General features: G+C 65.9%; 22 protein-coding genes. 16 read left to right on the top strand and 6 right to left on the bottom strand.

Going from position 1 to position 23,227, the window contains the following annotated elements; genetic code table 11:
- Positions 1-93 precede the first annotated feature (93 nt).
- The 5 genes from AC1PLS_RS08145 to AC1PLS_RS08125 all read right to left on the bottom strand — a co-directional run bounded on the left by AC1PLS_RS08145 (position 94) and on the right by AC1PLS_RS08125 (position 4,072).
- Positions 94-831, bottom strand: a complete 738-nt coding sequence (locus tag AC1PLS_RS08145; RefSeq protein WP_326520658.1) for a DUF2058 domain-containing protein — start codon at positions 829-831, stop codon at positions 94-96.
- Between the two features lie 18 nt (positions 832-849).
- Positions 850-1,086 carry a SlyX family protein gene (locus AC1PLS_RS08140; RefSeq protein ID WP_024939344.1) on the bottom strand — a complete coding sequence of 79 codons (237 nt, stop codon included), beginning with the start codon at positions 1,084-1,086 and terminating at the stop codon, positions 850-852.
- Positions 1,079-2,428 (bottom strand): UDP-glucose dehydrogenase family protein, encoded by a 1,350-nt coding sequence (locus tag AC1PLS_RS08135; protein WP_024939343.1) that lies wholly within the window; start codon positions 2,426-2,428, stop codon positions 1,079-1,081. Before AC1PLS_RS08135 ends, AC1PLS_RS08140 begins: the two co-directional genes overlap by 8 nt.
- Before the next feature lie 24 nt (positions 2,429-2,452).
- Positions 2,453-3,424: an FKBP-type peptidyl-prolyl cis-trans isomerase gene (locus tag AC1PLS_RS08130; protein WP_016901531.1), complete on the bottom strand. Its 972-nt coding sequence runs from the start codon at positions 3,422-3,424 to the stop codon at positions 2,453-2,455.
- A 90-nt stretch (positions 3,425-3,514) separates the two neighbouring features.
- Positions 3,515-4,072, bottom strand: coding sequence for a glutathione peroxidase (locus tag AC1PLS_RS08125; protein WP_024939342.1), 558 nt, complete (start codon positions 4,070-4,072; stop codon positions 3,515-3,517).
- A gap of 134 nt (positions 4,073-4,206) precedes the next feature.
- On the opposite strand from AC1PLS_RS08125, the gene AC1PLS_RS08120 reads away from it, so the two are divergent.
- From AC1PLS_RS08120 to AC1PLS_RS08090, 7 genes are all read left to right on the top strand, one after another.
- Positions 4,207-4,455, top strand: coding sequence for a hypothetical protein (locus AC1PLS_RS08120; protein WP_024939341.1), 249 nt, complete (start codon positions 4,207-4,209; stop codon positions 4,453-4,455).
- A gap of 2 nt (positions 4,456-4,457) precedes the next feature.
- Positions 4,458-4,820: a GntR family transcriptional regulator gene (locus AC1PLS_RS08115; RefSeq protein WP_003483692.1), complete on the top strand. Its 363-nt coding sequence runs from the start codon at positions 4,458-4,460 to the stop codon at positions 4,818-4,820.
- Complete coding sequence (locus AC1PLS_RS08110; protein ID WP_046342254.1) at positions 4,817-5,692, top strand: ABC transporter ATP-binding protein; 876 nt, start codon at positions 4,817-4,819, stop codon at positions 5,690-5,692. The genes AC1PLS_RS08115 and AC1PLS_RS08110 overlap by 4 nt, the downstream gene beginning before the upstream one ends.
- Positions 5,689-6,675 (top strand): ABC transporter permease, encoded by a 987-nt coding sequence (locus tag AC1PLS_RS08105; RefSeq protein WP_167762780.1) that lies wholly within the window; start codon positions 5,689-5,691, stop codon positions 6,673-6,675. Before AC1PLS_RS08110 ends, AC1PLS_RS08105 begins: the two co-directional genes overlap by 4 nt.
- Before the next feature lie 10 nt (positions 6,676-6,685).
- Positions 6,686-7,510, top strand: a complete 825-nt coding sequence (locus AC1PLS_RS08100) for a DUF4097 family beta strand repeat-containing protein (RefSeq protein WP_024939338.1) — start codon at positions 6,686-6,688, stop codon at positions 7,508-7,510.
- A gap of 34 nt (positions 7,511-7,544) precedes the next feature.
- On the top strand, positions 7,545-8,075 hold the full coding sequence (locus tag AC1PLS_RS08095; protein ID WP_024939337.1) for a DUF2884 family protein: 531 nt from the start codon (positions 7,545-7,547) through the stop codon (positions 8,073-8,075).
- A 206-nt stretch (positions 8,076-8,281) separates the two neighbouring features.
- Positions 8,282-8,704: a hypothetical protein gene (locus AC1PLS_RS08090; protein WP_016901538.1), complete on the top strand. Its 423-nt coding sequence runs from the start codon at positions 8,282-8,284 to the stop codon at positions 8,702-8,704.
- A gap of 119 nt (positions 8,705-8,823) precedes the next feature.
- Here AC1PLS_RS08090 and AC1PLS_RS08085 read toward each other — a convergent pair whose 3' ends face one another.
- The gene (locus AC1PLS_RS08085; protein WP_024939336.1) at positions 8,824-10,230 is read right to left on the bottom strand and encodes a class II fumarate hydratase; all 1,407 of its coding nucleotides are present in this window, start codon (positions 10,228-10,230) and stop codon (positions 8,824-8,826) included.
- A 289-nt stretch (positions 10,231-10,519) separates the two neighbouring features.
- Here AC1PLS_RS08085 and AC1PLS_RS08080 point away from each other — a divergent pair, with 289 nt between their 5' ends.
- The 9 genes from AC1PLS_RS08080 to AC1PLS_RS08040 all read left to right on the top strand — a co-directional run bounded on the left by AC1PLS_RS08080 (position 10,520) and on the right by AC1PLS_RS08040 (position 23,206).
- Positions 10,520-11,842 carry a hemolysin family protein gene (locus tag AC1PLS_RS08080; protein WP_481104376.1) on the top strand — a complete coding sequence of 441 codons (1,323 nt, stop codon included), beginning with the start codon at positions 10,520-10,522 and terminating at the stop codon, positions 11,840-11,842.
- 36 nt (positions 11,843-11,878) lie between these two features.
- Positions 11,879-13,246: an adenylosuccinate lyase gene (gene purB, locus AC1PLS_RS08075; RefSeq protein ID WP_179464850.1), complete on the top strand. Its 1,368-nt coding sequence runs from the start codon at positions 11,879-11,881 to the stop codon at positions 13,244-13,246.
- A 58-nt stretch (positions 13,247-13,304) separates the two neighbouring features.
- Positions 13,305-13,964, top strand: a complete 660-nt coding sequence (locus AC1PLS_RS08070) for a DUF3060 domain-containing protein (protein WP_481104375.1) — start codon at positions 13,305-13,307, stop codon at positions 13,962-13,964.
- Positions 13,965-14,156: 192 nt separating this feature from the next.
- Positions 14,157-15,653: a ribosomal protein uL16 3-hydroxylase gene (locus tag AC1PLS_RS08065; protein WP_184434411.1), complete on the top strand. Its 1,497-nt coding sequence runs from the start codon at positions 14,157-14,159 to the stop codon at positions 15,651-15,653.
- Complete coding sequence (locus AC1PLS_RS08060; RefSeq protein WP_184434104.1) at positions 15,650-16,579, top strand: GNAT family N-acetyltransferase; 930 nt, start codon at positions 15,650-15,652, stop codon at positions 16,577-16,579. The genes AC1PLS_RS08065 and AC1PLS_RS08060 overlap by 4 nt, the downstream gene beginning before the upstream one ends.
- Before the next feature lie 180 nt (positions 16,580-16,759).
- Positions 16,760-19,588 (top strand): 2-oxoglutarate dehydrogenase E1 component, encoded by a 2,829-nt coding sequence (locus AC1PLS_RS08055; RefSeq protein ID WP_065032436.1) that lies wholly within the window; start codon positions 16,760-16,762, stop codon positions 19,586-19,588.
- 42 nt (positions 19,589-19,630) lie between these two features.
- Positions 19,631-20,842 carry a dihydrolipoyllysine-residue succinyltransferase gene (gene sucB / locus AC1PLS_RS08050; protein WP_065032437.1) on the top strand — a complete coding sequence of 404 codons (1,212 nt, stop codon included), beginning with the start codon at positions 19,631-19,633 and terminating at the stop codon, positions 20,840-20,842.
- A 111-nt stretch (positions 20,843-20,953) separates the two neighbouring features.
- Positions 20,954-22,396: a dihydrolipoyl dehydrogenase gene (gene lpdA, locus AC1PLS_RS08045; protein WP_104608029.1), complete on the top strand. Its 1,443-nt coding sequence runs from the start codon at positions 20,954-20,956 to the stop codon at positions 22,394-22,396.
- A 216-nt stretch (positions 22,397-22,612) separates the two neighbouring features.
- Positions 22,613-23,206 carry an LOG family protein gene (locus tag AC1PLS_RS08040; protein WP_184434101.1) on the top strand — a complete coding sequence of 198 codons (594 nt, stop codon included), beginning with the start codon at positions 22,613-22,615 and terminating at the stop codon, positions 23,204-23,206.
- Positions 23,207-23,227 lie beyond the last annotated feature (21 nt).

The following is a 23,227-nucleotide window of genomic DNA, read 5'->3' as shown; positions in this document are numbered from 1 at the left end:
TCCACCGGCGGCCACGCAATCGGGTTGACCACCACTCAACAGATGGGCACCCATCAGGTGCCCATGTGCCAACGCAAACCTATCTACGCAGCCTTACCAGACCAGGTCGTCGGGCACCTGGTACTGGGGATCGGCATACGGGTCTTCGCCTGCCGGCGCATTCGGGTCCACCTTCAATGCCACCGATGGCGCGAATACCGCTTCGGCGTCGGCCAGGACCTCGGCAGTCACCAATAGATAACGACCGTTGAGCTGCAACACGCCGAGCTCGCCGGCGTTGAGCGCCTTGAGCTGATCGGCAGTCACGTAGATACGCTTGATCTTGCCGCCATATGGGAAATGCCGGGCGATATCCGCATCGGCGTGATTGAGCCCCTTGTCCTTGAGCAGCTCTTCGAGCTTGGCCTTGGCTTCGCGACGCAGGCGTGCTTCTTCCTGTTTCAGCCGCTCGGCTTCGATGCGCTCGTCCTTCTCGCGTTGCGCGCGGATCGCATAGGCCTTGGCCAGGTCGATGTCCTCACGCGTGCGGGCAGGCCTGGGTCCACGGCGGTCGGCCGTGGACTGCGGCGGACGTTGCGATCCTGCCGGCTTGCCATCGTTGCGACGCTCCGGCCTGCCGTCGTGTTTGCGCTCGCCCTTGCCGTCGGTCACCGCAGCGGCATGCGGCCGCTGCGGTCCCCTGCCCTGACCACCCGGCTTGTTGCCGCCGGGCGCGGGCCTGCCACCGTGGCCATGTTGACGCGCGGCAGGCCGTGCGTCGGGTTTGCGTTCGGGCTTGGGTGCGGACTTGAAGCCCAACCCAAGCAACTGGTCACGTAAGGTATCGCTCATGGCGGTGGCAATCTGCAATCAATAATGCGGAGGCGGCGGTTCATCCGCTGCGTCGGCAAACAACGTGGAGCGCACCTTGCCCAGATCCTCGAGCAGGTGGCGGATCAGTTCGGCATTGCGGGCGCCCGTCAAACGGGCGTCCGCAAGTGCTTCACTCAGTTCATTGAGCGCCTGCTCCTGAAAGGACAGGCGCGTTTCCAGTTCAACCAACCGCGCGTCCAGTTCCTGGTCGCGCGGCGAGAGTTGCTCATGCATGCAACGAACGGCCTCGTCCGATGGCGTAGTAGGCCAGACCTGCGGCTTCGATTTCCTGCGGGTCGTAAAGGTTGCGGCCGTCGAACACCACGTCGTCCTTCAAGGCCTGCTTGATCTTGCCGAAATCCGGGCTGCGGAACTGCTTCCATTCGGTGACCACGACCAGGGCGTCGGCGCCTTCCAGTGCGGCAAATGCCTCGTCGCAGAAGGTCAGGTCGTCGCGCTCGCCGAAGATGCGCTTGGCTTCATGGGTCGCTTCCGGGTCGTAGGCACGCACGGTGGCACCGGCTTCCCACAACTGCTCCATCAGACGGCGACTGGACGCGGCACGCATGTCGTCGGTATTGGGCTTGAACGCCAGGCCCCACACCGCGAAGGTCTTGCCGGCAATGCTGCCGGTGCCTTCGGCGCCGTAATGCCGCTGCACCAGTTCGAACAGGTGCCCCTTCTGCGCGTTGTTGACGCTTTCCACCGCGTTGAGCAGGGTCGGCTCCATGCCGTACTGCTCGGCGGTCTTGGCCAGTGCCTGCACATCCTTCGGGAAGCACGAGCCGCCATAACCGGCGCCGGGATAGATGAAGTGCCAGCCGATGCGCGGATCCGAGCCGATCCCGTTACGCACGTGCTCGACGTCCGCACCGACGCGCTCGGCAATATTGGCGATCTCGTTCATGAAACTGATCTTGGTCGCCAGCATTGCATTGGCCGCGTACTTGGTCAGCTCGGCCGAACGCACGTCCATCTCCACGATGCGGTCGCGGTTGCGGTTGAACGGCGCATACAGACGACGCATGCGGGCAATGGCCGCCGGCTTCTTGGCGCCGATCACGATGCGATCCGGACGCATGCAGTCGGCCACGGCGTCGCCTTCCTTGAGGAACTCGGGGTTGGAGACCACATCGAACTCATGGTCCACGCCGCGTGCGTCCAGCTCTTCCTGGATCGCCACGCGCACCTTGTCGGCGGTGCCGACCGGCACGGTGGACTTGTTGACGACCACCGAAGGGCCATCGATATGGCGACCGACGGTACGCGCAACCGCCAGCACGTACTGCAGGTCGGCACTGCCATCCTCGTCCGGCGGCGTGCCCACGGCGATGAAGGTGATTTCGCCGTGCGCAATCGCCTCGGCCGCATCGGTGGTGAAGCGCAACCGGCCAGAGGCGTGGTTGGCTTTCACCATCGGCTCCAGGCCGGGTTCATAGATGGGAATCACCCCACGATTGAGACCATCAACTTTCGCCTGGTCGATATCCACGCAGATAACGTGATGACCTACTTCCGCCAGACAGGTACCGGTGACAAGACCAACATAGCCGGTACCAAAGATCGCAACTCGCATGGGTGGGGGTACTCCTGTGGGGGATCAGGGAAGGATACCCATCAGTTCGACATCGAACGTCAACGTTGCATCTGGTCCGATCGGCCCCCCCTGCGTGCCGTTCGGGCCATAGGCCAAGTTGGATGGAATCCAGAAACGGTATTTCGAACCGACCGGCATCAACGCGACGCCCTCGGTCCAACCTGCAATGACTTGATTCAGACCGAACTCCGCCGGCTGGCCGCGCTGGTAGGAGCTGTCGAACACCTGCCCGTTGAGCAGCTTGCCTTCATAGTTCACGCGCACCGTGTTGGTGGGCATCGGACGCTCGCCGCTGCCCTGGCGCAGCACCATGTACTGCAGGCCCGACGCGGTGGTGATCACGCCCTTTTCGGTCTTGTTCTTGGCCAGGAAGGCATTGCCTTCCTCGCGATTCTTGGCACCGGCAGCACCCTGCTTGGCAGAGGCGAACGCCTGCATGGTGGCAGCGGCTTCCTGCTGGGTCAGACGCGTGGTGCCCTTGGCGAACACGGTGCGCACCGCTTCCATCAGGATCGACAGGTCGATCTCGTCCTTGATGCCGGCCAGCGACGGACCGACCGCGCGGTCGCCGAGCATCAGGCCGACATTTTCCTTGGACGGTGCGGCCGGCGCGCTACCCGGCGCCATGCCCGGGACCTGCTGGCCGTTACGCGCCGCCAGCGCGGTGCGCAGTGCGGTGTCGGTGGCCTGGGTCTGCTCGTCGGACAACAGCGGCTTGCCGCCCTTGAATGCATTCTCGATGGCGCGTTGCAGTGCGCTCACATCGATGTCCTGGGCAATCGGCTCGAACGAACGTGCCACGTCCATACCGATGGCGTAGCTGACGTTGTCGCGCGTGCTCTTCTCAGACGATGCATTCAAAACTGGCTTCTCCTTGGTGGCCGCTGCGGCCGGTTGCTGCGACATCGCCGGCATCGATGCCGACAGTGCCACCATCAGTAGCGACGCCGCCGCGCCGCGCTTTCCCATCTTCATTCGATGCACTTCCCGAAAGTGAAAAGACACGCCGACGCCGGCGCTGAATGCGCATTGTCGCATGTGCGCGTGACCTTGCGAGCGCCGTGCTCAGCGCGACGGCGCGTTGAGCTCGCGTTCGATTGCCGCCAGCACGCTCGGATCGTCCGGTTTGATCTTGCTGGGGAACTGCGCCACCACCCGTCCATTGCGCCCGATCAGATACTTGTGGAAGTTCCAGCCCGGCGCCACACCGGTGGCCTGGGTCAGGCGCTGATACAGCGGCGTGGCCTGTGCACCCAGCACATGCACCTTCTCAAACATCGGGAACTTGACGCCATAGGTCAGCGTGCAGAATTCCTGGATCTGCTTCTCAGATCCGGGTTCCTGCCCCTGGAAATCGTTGGACGGAAAGCCCAGCACCGAAAAACCGCGGCTGCCGAAGCGCTGGTTGAGCGCCTCCAGCCCTTCGTACTGCGGCGTGTAGCCGCACTTGCTGGCGGTATTGACCACCATCAGGACCTTGCCACCGTAGGTACGGTTCAGGTTGATTGGCGCCTTGCCGGCCAGCGGCCGGTAATCCAGATCCAGCACCGGCGCGCCGGCGGCCAGCGCCGAGACGGAGAAAAAGCCAGCGAATACAACGACCAGCAGACGCTTGAGCAACATGAGCGATCCCTTTCGATAGGTCCGGGCCACCCGCCGACGCGGGGTGCCATCAGTTGGGTATGACAGGCAGTTGACTGCCTGCGTGTCGGTGTTATAGTTGAATACAACACCAGTCATCCAACGCAGGGGAAAGCATGAACAGCACACGCTTCACGCGACCAGCTCCATTGCTGCTGTTCGGCAGCGCCCTGTTCGCCATTGGTTGCCTGGGAGCCGCTTCCAGTCAGGTCACGGAGTCCGGCGCCGATTATGGCGTGTCGGAGGCGGTTACGGAAAACGCGACAACTCCCCCCGAGGCGCGCACCCGGCCCAGCCGGCACCTGCGCGCTTCGCTGTCGATGCCCTATTTCTCCTTCGCGCAGGTTCTGCGCCCACGGAGCTGACCATGAACGACATCCAATGGAGCGACGGCGCTCCCATCTACCGCCAACTCAAGGAACGGGTGATTGCCATGATGCTCGATGGAATCCTCAAGCCTGGCGACGCCCTGCCCTCGGTACGGCAGGTGGCGGCCGACTACCAACTCAATCCCATCACCGTCTCGCGCGCCTACCAGGAACTGGCCGACGAGAACCTGGTGGAGAAACGCCGCGGCCTGGGCATGTTCATGACCCCGGAGGCCGCACAGAAATTGCGCGGCAGCGAGCGCGAGCGTTTCCTGAATGAAGAATGGCCCGCAGTGCTGGAACGCATCCAGCGCCTGGGACTGTCCATCGACGATCTGTTGCCACAGGGAAAAACACCATGACCGCCGTCTCCTCCGACCATGTGGTCGACGCACGTGGCCTGCGCAAGGCTTACAAGCATCGGCTCGCGCTGGACAACACCAGCTTCACCATCGCCGCCGGGCGTATCGTCGGCCTGATCGGCCCCAACGGCGCCGGCAAGACCACTGCGCTCAAGGCGGTACTGGGGCTGACCGATTTCGATGGCGACCTGAGCGTGCTCGGCATGGATCCGCGCACCCAGCGCAACGCACTGATGAACGAGGTCTGCTTCATCGCCGACGTGGCGGTACTGCCGCGCTGGCTGCGGGTTGGCGAGGCGATCGACTTCGTCGCCGGCGTGCACCCGCGCTTCGATCGCGCCAAGTGCGAGCGCTTCCTGGCCAATACGCAGCTCAACCGCAAGTCGCGGGTGCGCGAGTTGTCCAAGGGCATGATCGTGCAGCTGCATCTGGCGCTGGTGATGGCCATCGATGCCCGCATCCTGGTGCTGGACGAGCCGACCCTGGGCCTGGACATCCTGTATCGCAAGCAGTTCTACCAACGCCTGTTGGAGGACTACTTCGACGAGCAGAAGACCATCATCGTCACCACCCATCAGGTCGAAGAGATCGAACACATCCTCACCGATGTGATGTTCATCCGCGACGGCCGCATCGTGCTGACCGCCGACATGGAAAACGTGGCCGAGCGGTACACCGAAGTGCTGGTGGGTGCCGAGCATCTCGACGCCGCCAGAGGCCTGCAGCCGATCGACGAGCGCAGCCTCCCGTTTGGCAAGACCGTGATGCTGTTCGATGGCGTGCCGAAAGCGCAGCTCGCCCGTTTTGGCGAAACCCGCAATCCCGGCCTTGCCGACCTGTTCGTTGCGGTCATGAAGGGGACCTACGCATGAATGCACTCACCCACCAAGCTTCTCCCGCACGCACGTTCGGCTGGCTGCTCAAACGCGAGTACTGGGAACACCGTGGCGGTTTCGTCTGGGCACAGATCATCACCGGCGGCATCGCGGTGTTCTTCGCGCTGCTGGGCGCGGTGATCGGCGCGATCAGCGCGCGTCGCAACATGATCGGCGACAGCATCACGATGGACGATCTGGCCGAATACACGCGCACCCTGGGCCAGGTCGGCGACGGCCTGTTGCTCGGCGGCATCGGCATCGCCTCGGTGGTCCTGGCGTTCGTGGTGTTCTTCTATTCGCTGGGCAGCCTGTACGACGACCGCCGCGACCGCAGCGTGCTGTTCTGGAAATCGCTGCCGGTGTCCGATGTGCAGACGGTGCTGTCCAAGGCCGCCTGGGCGCTGCTGCTGGCGCCGCTGGTCGCCATCGTGATCGGCGTGCTGGTCGGCCTGGCACTTTGGCTGATCGCCATCGTGGGCGCCTCGATCGCTGGCGTCCCCAGCCCCTGGGCCCTGGCGACCCATTCGCACCCGTTCGCGTTGCTGTGGCTGTTGCTGAAGACCGTGCCGATGAGTCTGCTGTGGGCGTTACCGACGGTGGGCTGGCTGATGTTCTGCTCGGCCTGGGCCACCAGCAAGCCGTTCCTGTGGGCGGTGCTGTTCCCGCTGTTGGCCTGCGTGATGCTGAGCATCCTCTCGGCGATGCCGGGTATCTCGCTGCCGATCGGCTGGATCTGGTACATCGTCGGCTACCGCGGCCTGCTCAGCGCCCTGCCCGGCACCTGGTCGCCGCGCGCGGTCAGCGGCAACCTCGACAGCAGCGCGATGCAGAACCCCAGCGATCTGGTGCAGTGGGCGCTGCAGCACACCGACAGCGCACGGGTCTACGGCAATCCGGACATCTGGATCGGCGCTGCAATCGGCGTTGCCCTGATCGCCGCCTCCATCTACCTGCGCCGTCGGCGCTCCGAAGCCTGAAGGACATCCCATGCGTCGTCTGCTGAGTCTGGCCATCCTGTTCGCCGTGCCCGGCGCTGCGTTCGCCGAGGAGCAATGCAAGTTCTCCGAACCGCGCAGCCTGGAGTTGAAACTGAGCGGAGTGAAGTCGGTGCTGTTCGAGGTCGGCTCCAACGATCTGCATCTGGACGCTGCGCCGGGCAACGGCGGGCGTTTGGGCGGCCGCGCCTGCGCCGCCAGGGCCGAGCTGCTCAAGGGCCTGACCGTCACCCAGAAGCGGGTCGGCGACAAGCTGGTGGTGACGCTGGCCGACGACCGCCCGCTGCGCATCTCCATCGGCGACAGCTATTCGTACCTGGACCTGCGCGGCAGCGTGCCGGACACGCTGCTGGTGCAATTCGACGTGGGCTCCGGTGACGCCGAGATCAGCGGCGCTGCCGCCGTGAGTGCCGATGTCGGTTCCGGCGACATGGCCATCCGCCGCACCAGGGGCCGGGTCACCGCCAAGGTCGGTTCCGGCGATATCGAACTGGAAGAGATGGGGTCGCTGCGCGTGCTGGCGGTCGGCTCGGGCGATCTCAAGGCCAGGCAGGTGCATGGCGCGGCGGAGGTCGGCAAGGTCGGTTCGGGCGACGTCAAGCTGCGCGGCGTAGCAGGCAACGTCAAGTTCGGCACGATCGGCTCCGGCGATGTCGACATCGACGATGTGCAAGGCGATGTCGGCGTGGAAGCGGTCAACTCCGGCGCCCTGAGCGTGCACAAGGTGCGCGGCGACGTCAGCGTCGCGCATAAGGGCAGCGGCGATATCGACGTCAGCGATGTGGCCGGCACCACCCGCGTGCCGACCGACAACTGACCACTGCATTGACCATTCAAGAGGGGGACGGCTGATGAAACTGTTGATTTGTGCGGTACTGGTGGGCGCGCTGCTGGTCGGCTGCGGCAAGTCCGAACCCACGGTCGTGGTGTCGGGCAAGACCAACGCGAACGGGGTGATCTTCAACGGCAAGAGCCTGACGCTCCACCGCGACGGCCTGCCCGCGGCCACCATCGGCGTGGATGGCGCGCTCAGCATCGCCGGCAAGCCGGTGAGCCTGAACGATGCGCAGCGCCAGGCGATGCGCGGTTTCTACGTGCAGATCCAGGGCGTCGCCGATAAAGGCATCGACATCGGCACACAGGGCGCGGCCTTCGGTGCGCATGCCGCCGGCGAAGCGCTCAAGGGCGTGCTCAGCGGCAACACCGACCAGATCGGCGACAAGATCGAAGCGCAGGCGGAAACCTTCAAACACACTGCGATGCAGATCTGCGATCAGCTGGCCAAGCTGCGCAACGCGCAGGACGCCGCCGCGCAACTGGTGCCGGCATTCGCGCCGTACTCGACCCTCAGCCAGCACGATATCGACGACTGCCGCAAGTAAGCGCGGCCTTGATCGCCGCTGCGCCCACATCGACGGGCGCAGCGGCTGACCGGAAACCGGATGGATCGTCACACCGATTACTGCGCGCACGCCAGGCACACAACATCGGCCTGCGACATCTTGTCAGCCGCGCCATGTGCCGCAGGCACCGATCGGCTGGCCGGAGCGGGATTACACTAGTGCGCTCCCCTGAATCCGGCGACCCCATGAACAAGTTGGTGATGCTCTGCATGGCGCTCCTGCTATGCGCCCTGACCGCCTGCGGCGACCAGTCGTCGCGGCGCGCCGAACGCGGCAAGCCGCGCGTTGCCATCACCACCCAGTCGGTGATGATCCGCCGCCCACCGGCCGCCAATGCGGAAATCACCCCGGACGGCACGCTGAAGATCGACGATATCGCGCTGCCGCAGAAAGAGCCGACGCGCGCCAAGTTGCAGCTGCTGTTCGGGCACCTGCAGATGCTGCGCCAGCAGGCCGTCAACGAGGCTGGCGCGGATCCGGAATACAAGTCGATCAAGCTGACGGCCACGCCGGAGATCCAGAAGCTCAGCGGCGAATTGCTGGATGAAATCCCGTCGCTGCAGCCGTATCGCGAGAGCTTCGGCAACGTGCAGGCCGAGCGGCACTGAGTCCTGGCGACGCCGCGGATTCGCGCAAACCCATGTAGGAGCGCACCTGGGCGCGACGTGGCTGTATCGACAACGCCCATCGCGCCCAGGTGCGCTCCTACGTGCGCCCACTGCGGTGGTCAGCCACCGCCGCCCGTGCTGCCGGCCTGGATGCCACCGCGGGTCAGCGCAGCCGGATCCAGCAAACGGCGCAGATCCGCCTCAGTGAGCCCGCTGTCTTCCAGCGCCACGTCCAGCACCGGGCGCTGTTCCTTGTAGGCACGCTTGGCGATCGCCGCTGCCTTCTCGTAGCCGATGATGGGGTTGAGCGCGGTGACCAGGATCGGATTGCGGTCCAGTGCCTCGCGCACGCGCTCCTGGCGCACCTTCAACCCGGCAATCGCGCTATCGGCCAGCAGCCGCGCCACATTGCCCAGCAAGTTGATCGAATCCAGCAGGTTGTAGGCGATCAACGGCAGCGTCACGTTCAACTGGAAGTTGCCGGTCTGCCCGGCCACGGTGATCGCGGTGTGGTGGCCGATCACCTGTGCGCAGGCCATCACGGTGGCTTCGGGAATCACCGGGTTGACCTTGCCCGGCATGATCGAACTGCCCGGCTGCAGCGCCGGCAACTCGATCTCGCCCAGCCCGGCCAGGGGGCCGGCATTCATCCAGCGCAGGTCGTTGGCGATCTTGATCAATGCCACCGCCAGCGCATTGAGCTGACCGGACAACTCCACCGCGTCGTCCTGCGCAGCCAGGCCTTCGAACTTGTTGTCGGCACTCTCGAACTTGAACTTGCTCAAGCCCGACAAGGCCTTGGCCACCTTGCCGCCAAAACGCGGATCGGCATTGATGCCGGTGCCGATCGCGGTGCCGCCCAGCGGCAGCCGGCGCAGGCGCTTGAGGGCATCGTCGATGCGCTCCTGCGCCGAACTCAGCTGCGCCGACCATGCACCGAATTCCTGGCCGAAGGTCAGCGGCATCGCATCCATCAGATGCGTGCGCCCGGTCTTGACCACCTTGTCCAGCCCCTTGCCGCGCTTGTCGATGGTCTTGCGCAGATGCTTGAGCGCCGGCTGCAGGTGCTCCTGCACCGCCAGCAACGCCGACACCCGGATCGCGGTGGGCACCACGTCGTTGGAACTCTGCCCGAGATTGACGTGATCGTTGGGATGCACCGCGTCCTTGCCGGCGCGCGTGGCCAGCGTGGCGATCACCTCGTTGGCATTCATGTTGGACGAGGTGCCCGAGCCGGTCTGGTAGACGTCGATCGGAAACTGCGCGTCATACGTGCCGTCGGCGACCTGCAGCGCCGCGTCCTGCACGGCCTTGCCGATCGACTTGGGCAGCAGCCCGAGTTCGGCATTGACGCCGGCCGCAGCGGCCTTGATCAGCCCCAGCGCGCGGATGAAGCCGCGCGGCATCGGCTGGCCGGACACCGGAAAATTCTGCACGGCACGCTGGGTCTGCGCGCCCCACAAGGCATCGGCGGGCACCTGCAGCTCACCCATGCTGTCGTGTTCGGTCCTGAAACGTTCGCTCATCTGCACTCTCCGCACATGGTTGGTTTGTGGTGATGGATGGCTGGCAGCGGGCGTGCCCACGCTGGCGAGGCTGCCTACGATACTCGCTCGCAGCGTTGCGACCGTGTCGTCGCAAGCCCTGGGCTAGACTGCCCGATGATCCATACGAGGTACCACGCCGCCATGGGCGACGACCCTGACTGTAGAAACGCATCGTTTGCGTCTTGCTTGCTTGCACATCGCCCCGGCACCGACGCGCAGCCGCTGACATACCGCGGGTCTGCCGCTACGCGCCATGGAGGCGGACGCCATGTTGGGTAACGTGCTGCTGTTGTTAGTCGCACCGCTGCTGGTGCTGTTGAACGGCTTCTTCGTCGCCGCCGAGTTCGCGCTGGTCAAGCTGCGCCACACGCAGGCGGTGGGCCTGGCGCAGAACAACGGTTGGCGTGGGCGGTTGTTGCTCGGGGTACATGCGCATCTGGATGCCTACCTGTCGGCGTGCCAGCTCGGCATCACCCTGGCCTCGCTCGGCCTGGGCTGGGTCGGCGAGCCGGCCTTCGCGCATCTGCTGCAGCCGTTGTTCGATACCGCCGGCCTGTCGCCGGAAGCGGCACAGTTCACCGCACTGGCGATCGCCTTCAGCCTGATTTCGTTCCTGCACATCGTGCTGGGCGAACTGGCGCCCAAGACCATGGCGATCCGCCGCCCGGAGCGGATGTCGCTGTGGACCGCCGCGCCGCTCTACGTGTTCTATTGGCTGATGTACCCGGCGATCTGGGTGCTCAACACCAGCGCCAACCGCCTGCTGCGGGTGCTGGGCTGGGGCGATGTGGAGCACCAGTCGCATCGCTATTCGCGCGAGGAGCTGATGCTGATCGTCGGCCGCCAGGATCCCAACGCCGCCACGCCCGATCACGGGCTGGCCCTGATGAGCCATGCACTGGAACTGCCCGACCTGGTCGCCGGCGACCTGATGCGTCCGCGCGAGCACCTGCGCAGCCTGCGCGAAGGCATGACGCTGGAATCGGTGCTGGCCGAGTTCAGCGAGTCGCGCTACAGCCGCTACCCGTGGTTCGACGCCGATGGCGAGCAGGTGCTGGGCATCCTGCATACCAAGGATCTGTTGGTGGCGATGGCACGCAGCCAGGATCTGGACGATCTGCGCCCGTTGCTACGCCCGCCCACCCTGCTGACCCTGGAAACCCCGATCCCCAGCGCGCTGGAGCAGTTCCGCACCGGCACCACCCATCTGGCGCTGTGCGTGGGGGAGGAGGGCCGCATCCTGGGCTTTTTCACCCTGGAAGACCTGCTGGAAGTGGTGGTCGGCGAGATCGAGGACGAGCACCGCCACGTGGTACGCGATGCCCCGATCCGCAGCCAGGATGGCTCGCTGCTGGTGGCCGGCAGCACCTCGATCTTCCGCCTGGAACGTCTGCTGGGCCAGGACCTGAGCGCGCCGGACCACGTCAATTCGGTCGGCGGGCTGATCGTGCACCAATTGCAGCGGCTGCCCGAAGAAGGCGAAACCCTGGAGCTGGACGGCCACGCACTGACGGTGCGGCGCATGGCCGGGCACCGGATCCAGGCCATCACGGTGCGGCCAATCGGCGAAGCCGGCGCTGGGGCGGCGTAGAATACGCACCCCCGCCAGCCTCCCAGTGCCCTGCCCATGTCGGATTCCGCCCTGCTCGCCCTGTCCCCGCTCGACGGCCGCTACGCTTCCAAAGTGGATGCGCTGCGCCCGATCTTCTCCGAATACGGCCTGATCAAGGCGCGGGTCAAGGTCGAGATCGAATGGCTGCTGGCATTGGCCGCCGAGCCGGGCATCGCCGAGCTGGCGCCATTCTCGGCCGCCGCCACCCAGACCCTGCGCCGCCTGGCCGACGACTTCAGCGTCGGCGATGCCGCGCGGGTCAAGCAGATCGAGCGCACCACCAACCACGACGTCAAGGCGGTGGAATACTTCATCAAGGAACAGCTCAAGGACGATGCCGAGCTGGGCCCGGCACTGGAATTCGTGCATTTCGCCTGCACCAGCGAGGACATCAACAACCTCAGCTATGGCCTGATGCTGGAACAGGCGCGCCGCGAGGTGCTGCTGCCCACGCTGGACGGCATCACCGCCAGCCTGCGCACCCTCGCCCATGCCCAGGCCGGCCAGCCGATGCTGTCGCGCACGCATGGCCAGACCGCCTCGCCCACCACGCTGGGCAAGGAAATCGCCAATGTGGTCGCGCGCCTGGAGCGGCAGCGCAAGCAGATCGCCGCGGTCGAACTCACCGGCAAGATCAACGGCGCGGTCGGCAACTACAACGCGCACCTGGTGTCGTACCCGGAGCTGGACTGGGCCGCGTTCGCGCAGCGCTTCGTCGAAAGCCTGGGCCTGGTGTTCAACCCCTACACCACCCAGATCGAGCCGCACGACAACGTGGCCGAAATCGGCGACGCCAGCCGCCGCGTCAACACCATCCTGATCGACCTGTCGCGCGACATCTGGGGCTACATCTCGCTGGGCTACTTCAAGCAGAAGCTCAAGGAAGGCGAAGTCGGCTCCTCGACCATGCCGCACAAGGTCAACCCGATCGACTTCGAAAATGCCGAAGGCAACTTCGGCATCGCCAATGCGCTGTTCGAACACTTTTCCGCCAAGCTGCCGATCAGCCGCTGGCAGCGCGACCTCACCGACTCCACCGTGCTGCGCGCGCTCGGCACCGCGTTCGGCCATACCCAGGTCGCGCTGGATTCGCTGGCCAAGGGCCTGGGCAAGCTGACCGTCAATCCCGAACGCCTGGATGCCGATCTGGATGCGGCCTGGGAAGTACTGGCCGAAGCCGTGCAGACGGTGATGCGTCGCCACGGCCTGCCCAACCCCTACGAGCAGCTCAAGGCGCTGACCCGCGGCCAGGGCATCACTGCCGCGTCCATGCAGGCCTTTGTCGAGAGCCTGCAGTTGCCGGAGCAGGACAAGCAGCGGCTGCGGGCGCTGACGCCGGGTGCCTACACCGGGCTGGCCGAACAGCTGGCGCGCGCGATCTAAGCAGCGGTATCCATCCACCGGTATCACGCCCTTGTATCCAGCTGTCAGGAGTATTGCCATGGCATTGCGCGCGCTGCTGTCTGTCTCCCTGCTTGCGTCGGTGGCCTGCGGATTGCTGGCCTGCGGGAAGCAGGCCACTCCCGACTCGCAGCCCGACTCCGCCGCTGCCGTGCCGCGCGCGCCGGCCGGCGTGACGGCCGCACCGGTTCCGTCTGTTCCGTCTGTTCCGTCTGTTCCGTCTGTTCCGTCGGTTCCGTCGGTTCCGAGCATGGACGGCGCCACCCAGGTCGCCAGCAATGGCGAGCGGCCGACACTGATGGTCACCTCGACCAGCGGCACGGTCAGCTGCGACGGCCATAACGTCGATCTGACCGGCCAGAACGCCAATCTGGCCCTCAAGGGTGACTGCGGCACGATCGCAGTGCTGGGCCAGCATGCGATCGTGCAGATCGAGCGCGCCGAGGCAGTGCGCATGGTCGGCAACGATGCCCAGGTCACCCTCGCCGGCGATGCCAGCACCATCGAACTGTTCAGCCGCACCTCCACGCTCAAGGCCGGCCGCATCGGCACGCTGCTGGTGCCGGGCGACGACAACCAGGTACAGGCGCAGGCGATCGCCTCCGCCACGCTGCACGGCCGCGGCAACCGCATCACCCAGCAATCCGGCACTGCGATGGTCAACGACTACGGCAGCAACAACCAGATCTCCACCCGCTGATCTGCTGACACCGAGACACCCAGGTGCATCCCCGGCCGTGCATGGCCCGGACGCGCACCGCAACCTCACCGCGACACCCGCATGCAAGGCAGCGCATGGCGGGCTGGGCGACAATAAGCCACCTCGCCGGCCGCACCGCGCCGGCCCTCCAGTCGGACCCGTGACACCATGAAAAAGACCCCCACAAAAAAGATCGCCGCCAGGAAAGGCGCGCCACTGCCCTTCGAGATCCACGCCACCCGCGACCAGCCGCTGGGCATGCCGGTCGAGCGCTTCCTGCGCAACTACTGGCACAAGCATCCGCTGCTGATCCGCAACGCGTTTGCGGACTTCCAGTCCCCGCTGCAGCCCGAAGACCTGGCCGGCCTGGCCTGCGAAGACGGCGTGCTGGCACGCCTGATCAGCCACGACCGCGCCACCGACGACTGGAACGTGCGCACCGGCCCGTTCCAGGAAACCGACTTCCCCGGCCTGCCCGACCATGACTGGACCCTGCTGGTGCAGGACGTGGACAAGTGGGACGCCGACGTACGCGCACTGCTGGAACAGTTCCGCTTCCTGCCGCGCTGGCGCATCGACGACATCATGATCAGCTTCGCCGCCACCGGCGGCTCGGTCGGCGCACACGTCGACCATTACGACGTGTTCCTGCTGCAGGGCCAGGGCCACCGCCGCTGGCAGATCGACGCACGCGCGCAGCAGGGCCGCAAGGCCGCGCCGCTGGCGTTCCGCGACGATGTCGAGCTCAAGCTGCTGCGCGACTTCAAGCCCACCCACGACTGGGTGCTGGGCCCGGGCGACATGCTGTACCTGCCGCCGCTGGTGCCGCACCACGGCGTGGCCGAAGACGCCTGCCTGACCTTCTCCATCGGCACCCGCGCGCCGTCCTCGGCCGAGCTGATCGGCGACTACCTGGACACCTTGATCGCCGATGCCGACGAGGCCGTGCGCTATCACGACGAAGACCTCAAGGTGCCGGCCGATCCGTACGAGATCGACGTCACCGCGATGAACCGCGTGGTCGAAGCGCTCAACGCGCTGCGCATGAACGATCCGGATCGCCTGGGCGACTGGTTCGGCCGCTTCATGACCACCTACCGCGCCTCCGGCGACGTGGTGCCGGCACCCGAACCGATTCCCCGCGAGGCGGTCGAGCAGGCGCTGGAAGAAGGCGTGCTGCTGCACCGTCACCCCTGGTCGCGGCTGGCCTGGCGGCGCGCCAAGCGTGGCGCCACCCTGTTCTGCAGCGGCCTGGAATTCGCGCTGTCGGCCAAGGATGCCGCGCGTCTGGCCGCAGCCGAAGAGATCGACGGCACGCTGTATGCGCAGCTGTCCAACCGTGGCCGCGAGGTGGTGCTGGAGCTGCTGGCGCAGGGCCATTACCAGCGCGCCCACGAGGACGCGGAGGACGACATCGAGGACATCGACGACGACCAGGGCCACGTCCTGAGCCTGTCGGGCGACCATGACCATGACGATGCCGACGCCGGGGCCGACACGCCGGACGCGGATGACGAGATCGACGCCGAAGCCGACGTCGAGCAGGTCGCCGATGCCGCGGACGGCCCGGCCCAGGCTGAGGAGGCCGAACAAGGCGAGGATGCCGACCAGGGCGACGACAGCGGGCTGGCCGACGACGACGCGGCATCGGACGCTGGCGACGACGACGGGTCCGACCAGCGCGCATGAGTTCCCACGCCGGGCTGCAGATCGTTTCGCTGGATGCGGCGTCCGACGCCGCAACCCTGCGTGCGCTGCGCCTGGCCTGCGGCACCGGCAGCACCGAGGACAGCGCTGCCGACTGGGACGCCCTGGACCCGCTCAGCCTGCACCTGGCGCTGCGCAACGAGGACGGCCAGTTGGTCGGCTCGGTGCGGCTGACGGCGGATCGGCGCATCGACCGGCTCGGCGTGCTGCCGGGCTGGCGCCGCCGCGGCCTGGCCGACCGGTTGCTCGCAGCCGCCGTCGCCACCGCGCAACAACGCGGCTGGCCCGGCCTGCAAACCCGCGTGAACACAGACGCCGAGGCTGTGTTCGCACGCCTGGGCTTCCTGCCGGACACCTCTTCCGACCGGCACCCCGCTAGCGCCGCAACGGCGGGCGATCGTCCGGGCAGGCCGCTGCACCGCCGTCTCGACGGCCCGATGGCGGTGGACGACCTGCGCGCGGCCCTGGCCGCCACCACCGGCCTGCTGTGCGCCGCACGCCGCCAGGTGCTGATCTATACGCGGGCACTGGATCCGCCGCTGTTCGACGACGCCGCAGTGCTTGATGCACTGCGCCGCTTTGCCACCGCCCGCCACGACAAGCGCGTGCAGGTGCTGGTGCAGGACACTGCCGTCGCGGGCGCCAACAGCAGCGCGATGCTGCGGCTGGCCCAGCGCCTGCCCAGCGTGTTCCGCTTCCGTGCGGTCAGCGATCCGGTCGATGCCAGCTACGCGTCGGCCTATGTGGTGGGCGATGACGCCTACTACTTTCGTCCAACAGGCCATCGCTTCGACGATGGCGAAACCTGGCTGTCGGGCGCGGCGCGCAGCCGCCAGCTGGAGCGCGAATTCGCGCAGATATGGGAGCGCAGCGCGCTTTGGAACGAACCACGCGCACTCGGCATCTGAGACCGCAGCGCCCTTCGCACGTAGGCGCCAGGCGCTTGCACCTACCCGTCCGGTCAGCTGGCAGACGCCCCCTCACTAGCGCAAGGGGGTATAATTTTTCGAGATTTGAGACCGACCGACAGGGCATCTCGCCCCGCCGCTTCCGCACAATCATCCCCACAGCAGACCCGACTTACCATCGTGGATAATCTCCTAAAGCAGTTCGCACAGTCATCGCAGCTCGCCGGCGGCAACGCCGCCTATATCGAGGATCTGTACGAGCAGTACCTCGTCGCCCCGGACAGTGTTGACCCGAAGTGGAAGAGCTATTTCGATGGCTTCAAGGGTCGCGATGCCGGTGATGTGCCGCACTCGGCAGCCATTGCCCACATCCTCACCGCCTCCAAGCAGGCTGCCAACGCCGGCACCGGCGCAGCGGCCAGTGACGAGCGCGAGCGCAACGTCGGCCGCCTGATCACCGCCTACCGTGCGCGTGGCCACCTCGGCGCGCAGCTCGATCCGCTCGGCCTGACCCCGCCGGTCAACCCGCCCGACCTGGACCTGCCGTTCCACAGCCTGTCGCAGGCGGATCTGGACAGCGAGTTCAGCACCGGCGGCGTCGGCGGCCAGCCGCGCATGAAGCTGAAGGACCTGCTGGCCCGCCTGAAGGCGACCTACGCCAGCACCATCGGCGCAGAGTTCATGCACATCCAGGAGTTCGACCAGCGCCAGTGGATCTACAAGCGCCTGGAAGATGCCGGCGGCAAGATCGCCGGCGACGCGGCCAGCCGCAAGCGCACGCTGGAGCGGCTCACCGCCGCCGAAGGCCTGGAGCGCTACCTGCACACCAAGTACGTCGGCCAGAAGCGCTTCTCGCTGGAAGGCGGCGACGCGCTGATCCCGATGATGGACGAGATCATTCGCCAGTCCGGCAACGATCAGGTCAAGGACATCGTGATCGGCATGGCCCACCGCGGCCGCCTCAACGTGCTGGTCAATACGCTGGGCAAGAACCCGCGCAAGCTGTTCGACGAGTTCGAAGGCAAGTTCGAGCACGCCCACGACGACCGCGCCCACACCGGCGACGTCAAGTACCACATGGGCTTCTCGGCCGACATCGCGGTCGGTGGCGACAAGCAGGTGCATCTGGCGCTGGCCTTCAACCCCTCGCACCTGGAAATCGTCGACCCGGTCGTGGTCGGCAGCGTGCGTTCGCGTCAGGAGCGCTTCGGCGATGCCGAGCGCAAGAGCGTGCTGCCGATCCTGATCCACGGCGATGCCGCATTCGCCGGCCAGGGCGTGGTGATGGAACTGTTCCAGATGTCGCAGGCGCGCGGTTTCGCCGTCGGCGGCACCGTGCACATCGTGGTCAACAACCAGATCGGCTTCACCACCAGCGCCCGCGACGACGCCCGTTCCACGCTGTACTGCACCGACGTGGCCAAGATGATCGGCGCGCCGGTCTTCCACGTGAACGGCGACGACCCGGATGCGGTGATGTTCGTGTCCAAGCTGGCCTACGAATTCCGCCAGCAGTTCAAGAAGGACGTGGTCATCGACCTGGTCTGCTACCGCCGTTGGGGCCATAACGAGGCCGACGAACCGGCAGCGACCCAGCCGGTGATGTACCAGACCATCCGCAAGCACAAGACCACCCGCGAGCTGTACGCCGCCAAGCTGGAAAGCGACGGCGTGCTGAGCGCCGACGAGGCCAAGGCGCTGGTCGATGGTTACCGCAACAAGCTCGATTCGGGCGAATACACCACCGAACTGGCGACGCGCAAGCCGGACGAATTCGCCATCGACTGGTCCAAGTATCTGGTCGGCACCGCTGCCGATCCGGTCGACACCCGCGTCAAGCGCGAGCAGCTGGACCGTCTGGCCAAGCTGATCACCACGATTCCGGAAGGCGTCGAGCTGCATGCGCGCGTCGGCAAGATCTACGACGACCGCGTCAAGATGGCCGCCGGCGAGCAGGCCGGCGACTGGGGCTTTGCCGAAAACCTGGCCTATGCCACCTTGCTGGCCGAAGGCCACAAGCTGCGCCTGGTCGGCCAGGACGCCGGTCGCGGCACGTTCTTCCACCGTCACGCGATCCTGCATGACCAGAAGACCGACAGCTACCACCTGCCGCTGCGCCAGCTGGTGCAGAACCCCGAAGACGCCACCATCATCGACTCGCTGCTCAGCGAAGAAGCCGTGATGGGCTTCGAATACGGCTACTCCACCACCGACCCGAATGCGCTGTGCATCTGGGAAGCGCAGTTCGGCGACTTCGCCAACGGCGCGCAGGTGGTGATCGACCAGTTCATCGCCGCTGGCGAAGCCAAGTGGGGCCGCATCGCGGGCCTGTCGCTGTTCCTGCCGCACGGCTATGAAGGCCAGGGCCCGGAGCACAGCTCCGCGCGTCTGGAGCGCTTCCTGCAGCTGTGCGCGCTGGAGAACATGCTGGTCTGCGTGCCGACCACGCCGGCGCAGTGCTTCCACATGATCCGCCGCCAGATGCGCATGACCACCCGCAAGCCGCTGGTGGTGATGACGCCCAAGTCGTTGCTGCGCCACAAGCTGGCGGTGTCGAGCCTGGAAGAACTGGCCGAGGGCGAGTTCCAGCATCTGATTCCCGACGCCAAGGCCGATGCCGGCAAGGTCAAGCGCGTGGTGCTGTGCTCGGGCAAGGTCTATTACGACCTGCTCGAAGACCAGACCAAGCGTGGCCAGGACGACGTCGCCATCCTGCGCGTGGAGCAGCTGTATCCGTTCCCGCGTGCGCAGCTGGCCGCCGAGCTCAAGGCCTATGCCAACGCCACCGACGTGGTGTGGTGCCAGGAAGAACCGCAGAACCAGGGTGCGTGGTACCAGATCCGCCACCACCTGAACTTCTGCCTGGCCAGCGGTCAGAGCCTGCATTACGCCGGCCGTGCCCGTTCGCCCTCGCCTGCCGCCGGCCATATGGCCGACCACATCGTCGAACAGCAGAAGCTGGTCGCCGATGCGCTCCTCAATCCGTTCAACGACCAAGTCGCTGAATAACTCACCTTCCCCAAAGAACGAAAACCCTAGGACGCTCCCCGAATGGCCACCGAAGTCAAAGTTCCGGTACTGCCCGAATCCGTTTCCGACGCCACCATCGCCAGCTGGCACAAGAAGGCCGGTGAAGCGGTCAAGCGCGACGAGAATCTGGTCGACCTGGAAACCGACAAGGTCGTGTTGGAAGTTCCTTCGCCGGTCGACGGCGTGCTGAAGGAAATCAAGTTCGAAGCCGGCAGCACCGTCACCAGCAACCAGATCCTGGCGATCATCGAAGAAGGCGCCGTGGCTGCGGCCGCACCGGCCGACGAGAAGAAGGCCGAGGCACCGGCGGCCGCTGCTGCCCCGGCCGCCGCGCCGGCCCCGGCTGCTGCCGCTGCGCCTGCCGCTGCATCCAAGTCCGCTGCCGATGCGCTGCCGCCGGGTGCGCGTTTTTCCGCGATCACCCAGGGCGTGGATCCGGCCCAGGTCGAAGGCACCGGCCGTCGTGGCGCGGTGACCAAGGAAGACATCGTCAACTTCGCCAAGGCCGGCGGCGTGGGCAAGGCATCCGGCGCCCGTCCGGAAGAGCGCGTGCCGATGACCCGCGTGCGCAAGACCATCGCCAAGCGCCTGATGGAGTCCAAGAACTCCACCGCGATGCTGACCACCTTCAACGAGGTCAACCTGGCCAAGGTCTCGGCCGCACGCAAGGAGCTGCAAGACGAGTTCCAGAAGGCGCACGGCATCAAGCTCGGTTTCATGAGCTTCTTCGTCAAGGCCGCCGCCAACGCGCTGCAGCGCTTCCCGCTGGTCAACGCCTCGATCGACGGCGACGACATCATCTATCACGGCTACAGCGACATCTCCATCGCCGTGTCCACCGACAAGGGCCTGGTCACGCCGGTGCTGCGTAACGTCGAGCGCCAGTCGTTTGCTGACGTCGAACAGGGCATTGCCGACTACGCCGCCAAGGCGCGCGCCGGCAAGCTGGGCCTGGACGATCTGCAGGGTGGCACCTTCACGATCACCAACGGCGGCACCTTCGGCTCGCTGCTGTCGACCCCGATCATCAACCCGCCGCAGAGCGCCATCCTGGGCATGCACGCGATCAAGGAACGCCCGATCGCTGAGAACGGCCAGGTCGTGATCGCCCCGATGATGTATCTGGCGCTGTCCTACGACCACCGCATCATCGACGGCAAGGACTCGGTGCAGTTCCTGGTCGACATCAAGAATCAGCTGGAAAACCCGGGCCGGATGTTGTTCGGTCTGTGATGAAAGCCGGGATTGGGGATTCGGGATTGGGGATTGGCGAGAGCCGCCCTTTCCCGAGCATCCCGCTTTTACGAATCCCCAATCCCCAATTCCCAATCTCGTGAGCGAAGAATGAGCGAACAAGAACAATTCGACGTCGTCGTCATCGGTGCCGGTCCGGCCGGTTATCACGCTGCGATTCGCGCGGCCCAGCTGGGCATGAAGGTCGCCTGCATCGACGCGGCTATCGGTAAGGATGGCAAGCCGGCGCTGGGCGGTACCTGCCTGCGCGTGGGCTGCATTCCGTCCAAGGCGCTGCTGGATTCCTCGCGCCAGTTCTGGAACATGGGCCACCTGTTCGGCGACCACGGCATCAGCTTCAACGACGCCAAGATGGACGTGCCCACCATGATCGGCCGCAAGGACAAGATCGTGAAGCAGTTCACCGGCGGCATCGCGATGCTGTTCAAGGCGAACAAGATCACCCCGTACTACGGCTTCGGCCAGCTGCTGCCGGGCAACATCGTCAAGGTCGCACAGCACGAAGGCGGCGAGATCGAACTCAAGGGCACCAACGTGATCCTTGCGGCCGGCTCGGAATCGATCGAGCTGCCGTTCGCCAAGTTCGACGGCGACACCATCGTCGACAACGTCGGCGGCCTGGACTTCACCGCCGTGCCCAAGCGCCTGGCCGTGATCGGCGCCGGCGTGATCGGCCTGGAACTGGGCAGCGTGTGGAAGCGCCTGGGCGCCGAGGTCACCATCCTCGAAGCGCTGCCGGATTTCCTGGCGCTGGCCGATGCCGAAGTGGCCAAGACCGCGCTGAAGGAATTCAAGAAGCAGGGCCTGGATATCAAGCTGGGCGCCAAGGTCAGCAAGACCGAGATCACCGGCAGCGGCGATGCCAAGCAGGTGGTGCTCAGCTACACCGACAGCGCCGGCGAGCAGACCCTGACCGTGGACAAGCTGCTGGTGGCCGTGGGCCGCAAGGCCGCCACCAAGAACCTGCTGGCTGACGGCACCGGCGTCAAGGTGACCGACCGCGGCCAGATCGAGGTCGATGGCCATTGCCATACCGGCGTCGACGGCGTGTGGGCCATCGGCGACTGCGTGCGCGGCCCGATGCTGGCGCACAAGGGCTTCGAGGAAGGCATCGCGGTCGCCGAGCTGATCGCCGGCCTGCCCGGCCACGTCAACTTCGACACCATTCCGTGGGTCATCTACACCGAGCCGGAGATTGCCTGGGTCGGCAAGACCGAGCAGCAGTTGAAGGCCGAAGGCGTCGCCTACAAGGCCGGCAGCTTCCCGTTCGCGGCGATCGGCCGTGCCGTGGCCATGGGCGAGCCGGCCGGCTTCGTCAAGGTCATCGCCGATGCCGAAACCGACCGCGTGCTGGGCATGCACCTGGTTGGTGTGGGCGTCTCCGAGCTGGTGCACGAAGGCGTGCTGACGATGGAGTTCAACGGCTCGGCCGACGACCTGGCACGCATCTGCCACGCCCACCCGACGCTGTCCGAAGCGATCCACGATGCCGCGATGGCAGTGAGCAAGCGCGCGATTCATAAGGCCAACTGACCGGGATTGGTGGATTCGGGATTGGGGATTCGCAACTGCGGCTCTCCGTCCCGGCCCTCACCGGCAATGACATGGCGCCGGGTGAAAACCCGGCGTTATGTTTTTCAAGCCAGGCAATAACTCAAACAATTCAGCGCGCCCCCTGCCGATGGCATCACCTGCAATCAGCAGCGCTGCCTCGCTTTTACCAATCCCCAATCCCAACTCCCGAATCCCATGAAAAGCATCTGCGTCTACTGCGGCTCCAATGCCGGCAACAAATCCGCCTACGCCGAGCGCGCCACTGCGCTGGGCCAGCGCATCGCCGAGCAGGGCCTGCGGCTGGTGTATGGCGGCGGCAATGTCGGGCTGATGGGCACCGTGGCCAATGCGGTGCTGGCGGCTGGTGGCGAGGTGACCGGGGTGATTCCGCAGCAGCTGGCCGATTGGGAAGTGGCGCACCGTGGGCTGACCACGCTGGAAATCGTTGGCTCCATGCATGAGCGCAAGATGCGCATGTTCGAGCTGTCCGATGCCTTCGTCGCCCTGCCCGGCGGCTTCGGCACCATGGAAGAGATCTTCGAGATGCTGACCTGGCGCCAGCTCGGCATCGGCAACAAGCCCTGTGCGTTCCTGGATATCGAAGGGTTTTACGCACCGCTGATCGGCATGATCGATCGCATGGTGGAAGAGCGCTTCCTGCATCCGGACCAGCGCAGCGACCTGTGGTACGGCGCCGATATCGAACAGATGCTGGAGTGGATGCAGCACTACACGCCGGCGCAGGCCTCCAAGTGGATCGACGAGAAGCGCCGCTCCACGCTGGTGTGATGCGGGGCGACGCCCGCTCCC

This window comes from Xanthomonas sp. NCPPB 3218 (genome assembly GCF_056725185.1).
Note: the sequence above shows the minus strand (reverse complement) of the source record. Positions and strands in the feature narration are given on the sequence as shown.